The 12115-nt window shown below is 39.3% G+C and carries 13 protein-coding genes and 2 pseudogenes; 2 read left to right on the forward strand and 13 right to left on the reverse strand.

Annotation, left to right across the window (positions count from 1 at the left end; all coding sequences use genetic code 11):
• Positions 1-280: 280 nt before the first annotated feature.
• From Q4561_RS18580 to Q4561_RS18610, 7 genes are all read right to left on the reverse strand, one after another.
• A complete protein-coding gene (locus tag Q4561_RS18580) occupies positions 281-919 on the reverse strand; it encodes a hypothetical protein (RefSeq protein WP_303462745.1) in 639 nt (212 codons plus the stop codon).
• A gap of 137 nt (positions 920-1056) precedes the next feature.
• On the reverse strand, positions 1057-1599 hold the full coding sequence (locus tag Q4561_RS18585; RefSeq protein ID WP_303462746.1) for a hypothetical protein: 543 nt from the start codon (positions 1597-1599) through the stop codon (positions 1057-1059).
• Positions 1600-1607: 8 nt separating this feature from the next.
• Complete coding sequence (locus Q4561_RS18590) at positions 1608-3377, reverse strand: YHYH protein (protein ID WP_303462747.1); 1770 nt, start codon at positions 3375-3377, stop codon at positions 1608-1610.
• A gap of 160 nt (positions 3378-3537) precedes the next feature.
• A complete protein-coding gene (locus Q4561_RS18595; RefSeq protein WP_303462748.1) occupies positions 3538-3942 on the reverse strand; it encodes a DUF4124 domain-containing protein in 405 nt (134 codons plus the stop codon).
• A gap of 34 nt (positions 3943-3976) precedes the next feature.
• Positions 3977-4552 carry a hypothetical protein gene (locus Q4561_RS18600; RefSeq protein ID WP_303462749.1) on the reverse strand — a complete coding sequence of 192 codons (576 nt, stop codon included), beginning with the start codon at positions 4550-4552 and terminating at the stop codon, positions 3977-3979.
• 213 nt (positions 4553-4765) lie between these two features.
• Positions 4766-5233: a hypothetical protein gene (locus tag Q4561_RS18605; RefSeq protein WP_303462751.1), complete on the reverse strand. Its 468-nt coding sequence runs from the start codon at positions 5231-5233 to the stop codon at positions 4766-4768.
• 94 nt (positions 5234-5327) lie between these two features.
• The gene (locus tag Q4561_RS18610) at positions 5328-6134 is read right to left on the reverse strand and encodes a hypothetical protein (protein WP_303462752.1); all 807 of its coding nucleotides are present in this window, start codon (positions 6132-6134) and stop codon (positions 5328-5330) included.
• A gap of 248 nt (positions 6135-6382) precedes the next feature.
• Between Q4561_RS18610 and Q4561_RS18615 the strand changes: the two are divergent.
• A pseudogene (locus Q4561_RS18615) lies at positions 6383-6606 on the forward strand (transposase); the annotation flags it as partial.
• Between the two features lie 70 nt (positions 6607-6676).
• Positions 6677-6778, forward strand: a pseudogene (locus Q4561_RS18620) (IS110 family transposase); the annotation flags it as partial.
• A gap of 22 nt (positions 6779-6800) precedes the next feature.
• Here Q4561_RS18620 and Q4561_RS18625 read toward each other — a convergent pair.
• From Q4561_RS18625 to Q4561_RS18650, 6 genes are all read right to left on the reverse strand, one after another.
• The gene (locus Q4561_RS18625) at positions 6801-8264 is read right to left on the reverse strand and encodes a restriction endonuclease (protein WP_303462753.1); all 1464 of its coding nucleotides are present in this window, start codon (positions 8262-8264) and stop codon (positions 6801-6803) included.
• A 108-nt stretch (positions 8265-8372) separates the two neighbouring features.
• Positions 8373-8735 (reverse strand): hypothetical protein, encoded by a 363-nt coding sequence (locus Q4561_RS18630; RefSeq protein ID WP_303462754.1) that lies wholly within the window; start codon positions 8733-8735, stop codon positions 8373-8375.
• Between the two features lie 18 nt (positions 8736-8753).
• A complete protein-coding gene (locus Q4561_RS18635; RefSeq protein WP_303462756.1) occupies positions 8754-9917 on the reverse strand; it encodes an IS3 family transposase in 1164 nt (387 codons plus the stop codon).
• Positions 9918-10095: 178 nt separating this feature from the next.
• The gene (locus Q4561_RS18640) at positions 10096-11202 is read right to left on the reverse strand and encodes an LPO_1073/Vpar_1526 family protein (RefSeq protein WP_303462757.1); all 1107 of its coding nucleotides are present in this window, start codon (positions 11200-11202) and stop codon (positions 10096-10098) included.
• The gene (locus Q4561_RS18645) at positions 11192-11377 is read right to left on the reverse strand and encodes a hypothetical protein (RefSeq protein ID WP_303462759.1); all 186 of its coding nucleotides are present in this window, start codon (positions 11375-11377) and stop codon (positions 11192-11194) included. The genes Q4561_RS18640 and Q4561_RS18645 overlap by 11 nt, the downstream gene beginning before the upstream one ends.
• A 110-nt stretch (positions 11378-11487) precedes the next feature.
• Entirely contained in the window at positions 11488-12024 is a 537-nt protein-coding gene (locus Q4561_RS18650; protein WP_303462760.1) for a hypothetical protein, read from the reverse strand.
• Between the last annotated feature and the right edge of the window lie 91 nt (positions 12025-12115).

The raw sequence follows: 12115 nt of genomic DNA on the forward strand, positions 1-12115 counted from the left end.
CATCCTTGTTAAGTGTAGCTAGACTAGTTCAATATATTAAAGATTACAAACAAACGGCGTTAATCCGCGCCGCTACTACAACATGATTTTTACCAGTGGCCTAGTTCCATCATAGCGCAAAGGCCGAAAATTCACTTAACGCATAGATTCTTGGTAATGCGATACACCTAGGGCTACATGCTGGTGTTAATTAGCTTTAACGGTATGTTTAAAAAACCACTACTGCATAACCTATAGCCAAAGCTACTTATTCACGGGTTAAGGTATTAGCTAGGTATTTTTAAATCTTTGCTAATAATTGCGCATTCAGTTCATTGAGCGCGTGGTAAATTGCCATATATACATCCTTTCCGGCCTCGAATGAGTAGTCCGGCACAGCCATACCAAAATTTGTTGCGGCGTTATACGTGTATATGCTCCCACTTTTTAGTGAGTTATATATTGCTTTATCTTCATCACTTTTTAACTCATAAGTGCCAGTGGCTTCGATAAAATATGGCTTATAAGGGCTAGCCCGGGTAATTTCGTATTGGATAGTTACTGTAGTTTTTGTATGCATTAAAACTAAGGCAGGGACAGGAGCAGAAAAAGACAACACCGACGGCGTAATTACTACATCAAAGTTGTCACTAGTATTTGTATTTTCTGATTGGGCAACAGATTCAAATATAGAGGAGAGCGAATCATGAATGGCATTTTTAAGGTAAAAGCCAAGGTCATACTCAAAAGTAGTGCCGAGTTGTTTTTCGTGATGCTTTAAGGAAGCCAGTTCCTCATTAATAACCAGCAATACCGTTTGAGGTAGTTTGTCTTCCACCTCTTCAATAGCCATTTTATTCATTACGACAGGACTGGTAACACAGCCACTTAGCATTGAAATAAACAGCGAACAGGCTAAAACAAAAAATAGCTTTCTCATACTGATGTACATCCTTTTACTGATTTAATATTTACTACTACTCACTTTAAACCAAGCGGCGCTGATGTGGAACAGCTGAAAGGTTAGTTAATTTGTTAGGCGATATTCTTATGGCTGGCATCATTATTTTTACCCCGCTATTTTAATTTTACGCTACTGTAACTGCCGGCAGGAATCATTCGATATTGAGGCTTAGTAAAACTACTGTGAATGTTTCCTAAGCTTTTTGGAAAGCTTACCCCAATGCTCTCGACATTTGCCGACTTGTGCGTAGCGTACATCACGATAGTCATTTTTTGGCTTTGCTCGTTTTCAATTACAGTAATACCTGCAATAGCTTGCTGATTGTTATTAACCCTTACTAGTGTTTGTTCTTGAAGTACTGATTTAAAAAAAGCGTCCTGCTCCTTTATGGTTAGCCCATGCGGAATAACGTCATCAATTTCGCCTAACAAAAATGCACTGCTATCACTCACCGCTTCTACCCAATGGGCTCTATCCGTTTGTAACCGTATTTCTACTTGTCCGTCTCTCAGTATGATTTGCGCGGTGGTTTCCTCAACGGTATGTGCATAAGCGGGGTTACGCATAACCAAAAACATGACTAAGGCCGTTACCACAAACAAACTTTTAAGCGAAAATACGCGCATAAACGACCCAGCAAATAACAATGCATTCATGGTATACCTCATGGCTTCTGAACCGTGAATTTGCATATAAGGGTGTTAGTTGTTTCTAAATCGTCGCCCCAAATTAAGGTTGCACTTTCATCCCAGCTTACAAGGTTGTACCCGTCTTTAGGGCTTACATCTGAAGCGCTATATTCAATAGCATTTGGCCAGTCACTTACGTCGAACCCTGCCTTTTTCCAACCAGAAGGTTCTGCTGTACTCGTAAACCCACATGGCGCTACGCCAACTTTAGGGTTCGTTTCGGTTTCACACTGTTTATTCAAAGGTGCTTCATGGAGTACCTTGCAATGCCACGCGCTATTACTAGCGGCAACTGTTTCATTGGTTGAAACGTCGGTAAGTTGCATTATAAAACCGCCATCTCCCATTTGCTGCCTAGGTGTACCAATATATTCCAGCCCGGTATCGTCCTGCTTAAAGTCTTTAATCACTAGGTTAATGATTAGCGGATAATCTGCCGAGAATATAACTTCTTCTGCATTGAATGAACGCTCGGTGGTTATGGGTACCGAATCTTCAACAATAAGTTCCTCGTCAAGATATGCTGCAAACCAGTTGTCGGCCCACGCTTCAAGTTTGAACACATGGCCTTTGTTAACCATTGTAGTGTGAGTAGTTTTGTTCACTTTTGCGCTATTAGGGTCGTTCTGTTGAGGTGGCTTTCTATCACCTTTTGGTGGCGGTGGCGGAGATTGGTCTTGTCTCCTGCCTGGTTCTTCATTTTGGCTTTGATTTTGGTTTTGGGGTGGATTTGGTATTGGTTTTGGGTTTTGTTTCGAATCTAAATTACGACAAAAGGTACCCGTTTCTACTATTCCACCGTTACTTACCGTTTTCTGTTCGAAATCGAAACAGTTTGGTTTGCTGGAATTGGGCGTGTAATGAACATAGTAATCCTTCCCTTGGAAGGTATAAGTCATAGACCGTTTACCATTCTCAGACACAACATGCTTTAAGTTTTCAACGCCATCTCTGGGAGGCGTTAAGTTATCTCGCATAGCATTAATTGTTGTTGTAGAACCATCTTTATCGGTGCTGGTTAATGGCGCTACTCTGGGTAAATTAGCAACGTCAACCTTACCCACCAAACACTGAACAATGTATGGCGGCGCCTCGGAAGTGTGATATCGATAACCGAATGCGTCGTCAGCCTGACCGTTACAGTCATCCAGTGCGCCACTTTTTATTTTACTACCATCAGGGTTATCATCACCGTAAATGGGGTAACCGTCGTACGCCCACCCTATAATCGGGTTCTCGCCCCGATTAGCCATAGTTTCAATCATACAAGTTGGAGCAGCATGATAATGGTAATCATCCCCTCGCCCAGCATGGCCACCACAATTATCTAACTGGCCTAACTTAAGCGTATCAACGTTTTCATTGTAATGTGTTAAATCAAGCTCACCTTGAGATGAATAGTCGTAAATGGGCACGCCATTAACGGCCACACCCAACGCGGCATCAATACTGGTTAATGCATCTGCTTTAGTAGGTTTAAGCTTAATAGGTGCTGAATAACCAAAAGCTGGAACAGGGATTTGTTCGTTTGTACCCGTTATGCCATTCATTAAATCGTGGCTAGGATACGTGGTAGACGACAGATAAGCATAATCGTCGTTGCAGGTTACCTGTACCGACTCATCAAAGCCTGCCTCTTCTACAGACGTTGAAATGATTTCGCATTGAGCGGTATCTGGCTGATGGCAAGCCGTTAGTACGCCGCCACTTAAAAGTAACACTAAAAGAACGTGATTGTGTTTCATGAGGAAAGCTCCACCGTTATTCCGCTGCTTTGCGCTTAGTTCGCGCTTAGTTCGCGCTCAATTTGCCGCTATTAGTCATAGTGTAACAACAAAGTGTGGGGAAATTATGGAGAAGGCGGCAGTATGGTGAACATCAAAGTTGAAACTACGGTGTGATTATTCAGAAAGGTAAAGGTTTTAGTTTATTAGATGCTTTTATTTCACCACGGCCTGCCCCGCCAGCTTTTGGCTGCACTAGTTTCATTAAAGCAACGGGCATCTTACTTAAATTACGTACTTGCTTTAAAAAAGCATTTGAGTCAGCAATAGTTTTAAATTCGTACTTAATTGTGGTTTCCCCCTCTTCAGAATCAATTTCAATGATATTAATCGACGAAGGCTTTAAGCTTTGTAAGCGAGACTCCCAGCTTTTCTTCTCAATATTAAGTACTTCTTGAGAGGACTTAGTTGGGCAAGGGCTATCAGAAAACGCCAACTTTCCATCGGAGTCTTTGCATTTGTAGATTTCTGAAGCGTATCCAGATATAGAACACGTGAGCAGGATAATTAATAAATTGTATTTCATCATTTCTCTTCAATACAGACAATGCGTACATTTCTTATAAGCTATTTGCACAATGCTTTTCAATGAAGCTTTTAACCATTGCCTCATAACTTTCAAAGGCTGGGTTATGAGGGTGTACTCGCCCTACATATACATTTTTATCGCTTTGATAAATGTTCAATGATTCTTGAAATTTTGAGCAACCATTAGCGTTGTCGTTATCGGTTAGGTAAGCATTGCCCATTGAGAATAGCGCCTTGGAAACACCCCAGTAGTCGCCATCTTCTTCAAATGCTTTTGCCGCTAACTCAAAGTGATGGATAGATTTTGAAGCTGTAGGGTCGTATTCATTATACTTTTCGTAAAATACTTTATGTTCACGGTAACTTTCATTTTTGTAAAACAACCCTAGGAAAGTATGTGCTTCTGCTACCCCATATGTATTGTTAGATTCCTCTAATTCAGCTAGTGCCTGTAAACCCAGCTTTTCGGCAGCTAATCCTCTGCCTTGTGTTCCCATTAATTGATAAGCGTTATCAAGTTTAGTCATAGAATCATTAGAATACGGAACGCCAGCTGCAGCACAGCCGAGTAAAAACAAAGTAATTAGAGAAACAACTGTCAGCTTCATGCTGTATTTTTCCTTATTGGTGTGGCGGTTAATTGGTGAAACGAGCGCAAAACGCTTAGTGGTATAAGTTGAATAGAAGTCTAAAATTACTCTGACCCCGTTATTCATTTTTTGTACGATAACCATGGCTTAACGTGTAACGCCTAGGTAAACGGTGCAGCTTTAGCTGCATTCGGTGGAGGCCTTAACGTATTTGACCTACATGTAAGTATTTTATTTAGGTGTATATGGAGGAAGAACTTCACCACTAGTTAATACAACTACGGTATATATGAGCTCACTTTCCACTCCTCGTTCAGTTATATCACTCGGCTTTGCAAGGCTAATTAAGTAATACCAGACAGTAGAGTTAACTGAATAACCTAAGCGAAGTTCCAACTCTATTAGTTGTAGCTCACCTTCAGCTTTGTAGTATTCCTTAGCTCTGCTAACTGCATTTTCTATTGTTAAGGCGGGGCTACCTAACCCATTCCAGTTTTTATCGGGATCAAATTGATTTCTCCAAAGTGTATAGTTTGCAGGTTTACCTCTTGAACGCGTGCCAATTAAATAAAAGAAATCTTCTCTTTTCTTTCCCTCTATACTTTCTTTTTGAATTATCTCTAATTCATCTTTTGCTTGAGATATTGATGGGATAGAGATTGATAGCGCAAAGACAATTAGAAGCAATAATTTGTTCATTTTATAATCCTTAATTCGAATCGAAGCAAAAATACTAACGCATTGCTAAGAGGAAAATAATGATTGGCCATAATCGCGAAGCGATGGCCAACTGTTATTTCTCCTGCTTGAGCAAGTTGTTAGTTTTTGTTCCTGTTGCGTTATTATATGACTCTAGGGCAATTTTTTTTATGTCCAATATTAAGCCTTTTAATTTTTCATCTTTATTGACTAGTTTTTCTGCTTCAGAAACTATTCTATTTTGCATTCTTATTTTGTCTTTTTTAGTCTGCCAGAAAATAAAAATAAAAAATATAATTACCAAAGGTATTAATACGGAAAGAGCCTCAATTATTTCTTTTCTTTCTCGTCTTGATTGGTCGTATTTATATATATCAATCACCTTGCCGTCAGTGAAATCTGATTGTACCTTTACCGCTGGAGCTATATCACCCAAGAAAATAAACGATGCAACAAAATCAGTTGAATAATCATCTTCTATTGGGAAGCTTTTGATTTTGTATCTTACAGAGCCTGTGTTTTGTTGAGGCACTTCTGAGACAGAGTCTTTAGGAAATGTTTCAGGTTTACTTAGTTGCTTACTTAGTAATTGTATAGGCTTTGATGGCTCAGGTGATTTAAATTCAAATGTTATAGGGATATCTTTTAAATCTTTGTGCGAGCGATTAAAAAGCAGAATATCTACTGACGTTAAGTTTTTTTGAGGTTTACCATCGACTAATATCTCAACTCTTCCATCTAGCAACTCAGGTACATTGATATATTCATTTTTATTACTTTCAAAATACTCAAGTTCAATAGAATTAGCCTCTAATATTTTAGGGATATAATGTGATAACAATGCTGTAATTATTATTGAAAATAAAGAAATCCACACTTCTCTTGGGATACGGTTTAACACTTTTGACTACTCCATAGTACTGATTGATGATAAAAAACTAACAGCCTATTATATGGAAAAAATCCTTTATACAAGATGGAAAATTTCCGTACATCATATCCTTTGTTGACAAACTTTCGCACGAAAGTCCCATGATATCAATCCATTGCACTCCAACATTTCAAAGTTCCCTCCCAATATTCAGGCACAATTTCACTTTATCTGCATAGATCGTAGAACCGCCAAACAATCAGAGTCTGACAGCCGCAATGCTTAAAGCCCGAAAGTCGCTAATTAGTTTATTGGATACGCCATATTGTCACTGTGTTTCCCGCTGTGACCGTGCCTTTTTGTGTGGAGAGGAAAACAGTAGAACCTTTCAACATCGTCGCCAATGGGTGAAAGACCGTATTCATGTTTTGAGTGAGGTATTGCCATTGATATATGTGCTTATGCGATGATGAGTAATCATACGCATTTGGTGTTGCACATAGCTAATAGAGAGTAAGACGGGCACAAAACGTATACCTTTGTACACAAAGATGCCTGTCTTGTTTAGTCTTAAGAAAGTGGCTATTATCGCCTGTATCAGAAAGATGGTTGTTATCTTAAACTCGATGCTGCGAGAAGGGGTAATGTGGGAAGCGCCAAAGGCTATAAATTAACTATTGACGCCATAGTCTCTTGTTAGGCGTTTTCATCAAAGCATACAATATCTTGATATTTACTAACTAAATCAGGGTTATCATCAAGCATACTTTCTATTTCAGATCTGTCCCAGTAGTCTGCCCATATGCCTTTGCGTCTTAAGACTTCAATATGATCAAACAAACTTCTTGCGATTGATTTAGAGGATATAATTAACATTCCATCAGCTTCAAAACGATCTAGTGTATCTCTAATACTAGGGATATCATTTTTACCAATATTTTTAGACCAAGCCTTACATTGAACGACAACTTTACGTCTTTGTAATAGACCTGTTCTTTCATCCTGAGGCATATCTGATAATGCAGTAGAATCCCAAATACAAATTAAATCTGCGTTTGCATCTGGCTCATTCGTTACCGAAGTATTACTCACTTTGATCACACCTTGCTTACGTATTAACAACTCTCTGGAAAGCTCCTCAAAGCGCCCACCATCTATTTTAGGTGCCCATTTATAAATACGGCCTTCAAATAAGAATTCTTTTTCGATTTTACGTCTTTGAATTACCGTACTTTTTCCTTGAGAGTAAATTCTCTTGTCACACTCACACTCAAGCGAAATTATATGTTCTTTGGCAATAGCGATGAGTCTATTTTCAATAGGAACAAAAGTCACAGATGTAATACTTTCACCAAGGGCCTCTAAGACATTAATAATTTTAGATTTGTCAATATCGGTAAACGAATTTAGTGTATCTTCTGATTTGTAAAAATTAAAACCATCTGTTTCATGCCTTCCCAATCCCTTCTTATTTGAAGCAATTTCGTTCAACATAAAAGCGGTTTTGGGAGAAAATAAAACTGAAATTTTTTCTTTTTTAGAACGGAAGTAATACCAAGATGGGTTTACCCTCATGTTATAAAGAACAGAGTCAGAATTTGTATCTTCTTTGAGTGCTTTGACTAAGGTCATCGCCCAGATGTGTAAATTCAAGTCTTGATAGACACATTTTGCTTCTAATTTTTCACTACTTTCAATAAAGTGATATAAGCTTACTTCATATTGAGTTACGACATCCAAGAACTTATCGATGAACTTGAGGCTTTCTTTCGTCCTTGCTAATAAACCATTATTTAATGGCTGGTTTATTGTTATATAACGAGCGTATAATTCAACAGGTCTAATCGCACCATCATCACCTTGGCCAAGAGGGTGTTCAAGATCCAACAATGTACATGAAATATTTATATCGTTAACTCTTAAGAACAAAGCAGGTAATGTCGAAAAAATGTCATTCATATCAGTTCTGTCACCATCTGCATCCCAAGAAGTAGTTCTTGCATATAAATAGATAGCTACTTCTTTCTCAGAAAACTCAATTGGTACAGTAAGGAGTGTTTCTTTCCTACACAGAACTATACGATCCTCTCGATAACTAGGCTCGTAAAAGTACGTTCGTGAAAGCTTATCTAACTGCTTTATAAATTTTTCTATTTCCATAGTTCAGATAAAAACTCCATGAACGCCTAACGCATTTGTAACGGGCCGCGTTGTGGCGAAACCACGCTTTTAGCGGTCCAGCACGAAGTGCGAACGTTGACAAACTTGTTAAATGTTTTGCTCATACCAACCATTGATAAGCATTGATTTGAAACTACCATACCAGCCTGCATCCATGCCAAAGTAGTCATCATTGGTAAATATAAGCCCCCAAGGGTAACCACCTGCGCCATGACCACCAGTACAATATGCAGCCCCAACATTTCGCTCACCAAAGTCAGCGAATTCCCAAGCAGTAAATTCTTCATCGTTTCCGTACTCCCACTTAAGTATTTTTTTCTTCAGAGGGATTAGCAGCGAAACAGCATATTCCTTTAGGACTGACTCCATTTGGTCAATCTCTTTATCTATAAGAAGTCGCATCTCTTCTTCGGAAGGCAATTTATTCATAATGACATTGGTCTTACCCACTGAAAGTGGACATCCATGTTAAGCGTATGCCGATTCGTATTCATATGGGCTTACATAACCCAGTGTTGAATGCTGGCGTACGCGATTATAAAAAATTTCTATGTATTCGAAGATACAAGATTTGATTTCTTGAAGCGAGTTGAATTTCTCCCCGTATATGAGTTCGACTTTCATACGACTGAAGAATGATTCCATCACGGCATTGTCCCAGCAGTTGCTTCTTCTACTCATGCTGGACACTGCACCGATGCTCATTATAAGGTCTTGGTATCGCACGGAACGATATTGAACACCTCTATCAGAGTGTATGATTAACCCAGGCTCTATATCTCGTTGACTAATCGCCATATTGAGCGCTCGTATAATAAGTTCTTCGGTCATATGACCATCAAACGCCCAGCCAACAATAGCTCTTGAATACAAGTCCATTACGGTAGCCAAGTAATGCCATTGGCCTTTGAATCGAATGTAAGTAATGTCTGTGACCCACTTTGTGTTGGGCGTTGTCGCCACAAATTGCCGGCGCAATACGTTTTGACTTACGCGTACATTACTGTGGCTATATTGCGAATATCGAAACGCTCTACCGTTGCGAGCGCGTAACTGTAACTGCTGCATGATTTTCGCTATCGTATTAACGCAGCAGGGCACGTTTTCAGCTTTTAATGCACGCGTTAATCTGGGCGCGCCATAGCGCTTTTGAAATTTCTCAAAGAGCACCATGGTTTTCTCACGCAGCTGTTTGCGTCGTTGCTGGTGTGCGGATATATCGCGGGTGAGGTACTTGTAATAGCCAGAACGAGACACTTTAAGTGCCCGACACATCACGGTTATTCTGAATTGCCCCACATATACTTTAATGAGTGCGTACTTTACTCTTGGTCGCTCGCAAAGTACGCGGCTGCCTTTTAGAAAAGTATTCTCTTCTTTCAGATCGGCAACTTGACGCTTAAGTGCTTGTACTTCATCAGAGTCTTCTTGATGAAACTTCACACCTTGAATAGTTGAGAACTGATTGCCGCCACAGCGCTTGAACTGTCGACGCCAGTTGTAGATTTGTTGCGCGGAAATGCCCAGCTCTGCGGCTACGGATTGGTTGGAGTTACCCTTTTGATCTGCTCTACGAACAGCTTCCTTACGAAACTCTTCAGTATAAGCATGAACCTTCTTTTTATTAGCCATAAGCCACCTCTTATCTAACTATAGGAGATGTCCACTAAGTTTGGGTAAGTCCTGCAGCTAACGCCCTGTTAACAGGCTAAATATTGTTGGCTAAAATAAGCGACGAAGGAGCAAAAGCCAACTATATTTTGTCCTTGTTAAACAGCTTGTTATACATTTCTGCACTGCCTCTTTATTTTTAGTTCAGAGGAGGAAGATGTTTGTCGCATCTCTGGGCATTCGAATGAGCTAAAACTCTTCCAACGGAAGTTATTTGAATGCCTACATTTAAATTATTCCACCAAGATTTAAGAGCTTTTAGATTGGCTCTTTTATCCCATAGATCCATTAAAACTCTCGTATTTTCGTTTCTAATATTTACATTGGAATCGTACAGTTCATAGATTGCATACAAAGCTTGCTTTTGTGTTTCTGTTAAAGCAACTTGCCTTTGCATTAATCGTCCAGCATGGGGGAGCTGTTGTATTAGTGTTAATGAGTCAATTTGCTGCTTAGCTGAAACTGGCAACCTTACATATTCAGAATTTAGAGAATGCTCCACCAAAATATTTCGAGGTAATGAGTTTGTATTTAGAATTTCTATTGCTTTAGCAAAGTTATCGGAATCTTTTCTTATCCCTGCGTCTATGTAACCAGATAATCGCTCTGGGTAGTATTGATCAATTTTTTTTAAACCGCCAAAAGAGCTTAAACGCACCGCATCTAATATATCTAAGTGATCTAACCAGTCTCTACCCACTGGTAATTTTCCGTAGAAAATCTTGCCGAATAATTCATCTAAAACATCTAATCCTTGATTAATATCTCCTGTAACAGGTAAAAAGGTATTTACCGCATGAAAGGCTGTCAATCCGAGTAGAGCATCATCAGAAATTTCATCCACTATTTCTACAGCTCTGCTTATTCCTGCTCGGACAATTCGGTTCTCTCCTTTTTGAAACCTGTGAATCAATAGTTCCGATAAAAGATCGTAGTCTGCTGGTCTTTCTGAAGCTGCTGCTGTTTTCTGGGCTTCTACAAGTAATATCTGAAAACTAGGGTCGGCAAACGCGCCTAGAGCACCCTCAACTTCTTCCATTTTAGGCATGAGCCTATTTTCAAATTCTGAAACACGTTGATTAGCCACTTTTAATGCTTCATCAGTGTAATCTTTCTTTAGCTGAAGGTTCATTTCTTGGTATATTTCGCGAGCACGCTTTTCATCTATACCAACTTGAACAATCATTTGCTCGGTTTGAATATTCGTTGAACCATCTCCGCCTTTTTGACTTTGCTTACTCAACATCTTTCTTTCCACCAATATTTAGGCTTCCACCAACTTGAATATTCGTAGAATTCTTACCACCTTTTTGGACTTGTTTATTTCCCCGAGTAGAAATAAACCATCCAATAATCGCAATTGGGATAGCAATTGCAACACCGCTAAAGAGCCAGTCTTTATTTTCTATAATCCAATCCATAGTTGTCTACTCCGGAAAATGTATAACGCCAGCAGCAATGGCGGGCAAAATTGGCGCGGCTTTTGGAACAAAAGGCGTGCCACTTTTGACTGTCCGATTGCCTGCGCTTGTTAGCTGATGCCTAGAAATGAAGGAACTACCTTTATTGCTAAACCAACACCTATTTTTTGGGCTGTATCTGTAGAAAATATGCTCTTGATAGCTTTGATATAGGTGCTATCTTCGTCTTTTATGCCCCCATTTTCAAACCCCTTATTAAGATGTGAAAATGCTTTAGCTGTTAGAACATAACCTCCACTTTTTGCTTCACGCACCAAGCCTTCAGAAAGTAGGAACTCTAACGTGCTCTTAAAAATTGCTTTTTGAAGATAGATCTCACTGTATTTTTCATTTTCAAGGGCTGAGTGCCCATGTTTTAACTCAGAAAGCTTACCCTCTATTCTTTCGGCGTCTTCATGACCAATGACTATCAGAAGTTCAGCTATGTCTTTCTTATTTTTTAAATCTTGTAACTCTTCATGTTTGGCAAAAGAAAGACAATCTGAAATTGCTTTATCCTGATCTAATCCTTTGGGGATAGGAAACGAATCATAAAGCTCTTCAAATATTTTGGCTGTATATAGACTAAATTGCTCGATATTGTTCATATGTTCCTTTCAGCTAGACACAATGACTCCCTGTGAAATGCTAGCCTCCGCATTTTCGTGGGTTAACTTTTCAGCCAGAGCCATAATTAGT

Source organism: Alteromonas sp. 1_MG-2023 (assembly GCF_030547075.1).
Taxonomy (GTDB): Bacteria; Pseudomonadota; Gammaproteobacteria; order Enterobacterales; family Alteromonadaceae; genus Alteromonas.

Excerpts from the sequence above, each read along its gene's own strand:
- Q4561_RS18600 (WP_303462749.1), bottom strand. The coding sequence starts at position 4,552 with ATGAAGCTGACAGTTGTTTCTCTAATTACTTTGTTTTTACTCGGCTGT.
- Q4561_RS18640 (WP_303462757.1), bottom strand. The coding sequence starts at position 11,202 with ATGTTGAGTAAGCAAAGTCAAAAAGGCGGAGATGGTTCAACGAATATT.
- Q4561_RS18625 (WP_303462753.1), bottom strand. The coding sequence starts at position 8,264 with ATGGAAATAGAAAAATTTATAAAGCAGTTAGATAAGCTTTCACGAACG.
- Q4561_RS18580 (WP_303462745.1), bottom strand. The coding sequence starts at position 919 with ATGAGAAAGCTATTTTTTGTTTTAGCCTGTTCGCTGTTTATTTCAATG.
- Q4561_RS18585 (WP_303462746.1), bottom strand. The coding sequence starts at position 1,599 with ATGAATGCATTGTTATTTGCTGGGTCGTTTATGCGCGTATTTTCGCTT.
- Q4561_RS18595 (WP_303462748.1), bottom strand. The coding sequence starts at position 3,942 with ATGAAATACAATTTATTAATTATCCTGCTCACGTGTTCTATATCTGGA.
- Q4561_RS18645 (WP_303462759.1), bottom strand. The coding sequence starts at position 11,377 with ATGGATTGGATTATAGAAAATAAAGACTGGCTCTTTAGCGGTGTTGCA.
- Q4561_RS18605 (WP_303462751.1), bottom strand. The coding sequence starts at position 5,233 with ATGAACAAATTATTGCTTCTAATTGTCTTTGCGCTATCAATCTCTATC.
- Q4561_RS18635 (WP_303462756.1), bottom strand. The coding sequence starts at position 9,917 with ATGGCTAATAAAAAGAAGGTTCATGCTTATACTGAAGAGTTTCGTAAG.
- Q4561_RS18590 (WP_303462747.1), bottom strand. The coding sequence starts at position 3,377 with ATGAAACACAATCACGTTCTTTTAGTGTTACTTTTAAGTGGCGGCGTA.
- Q4561_RS18650 (WP_303462760.1), bottom strand. The coding sequence starts at position 12,024 with ATGAACAATATCGAGCAATTTAGTCTATATACAGCCAAAATATTTGAA.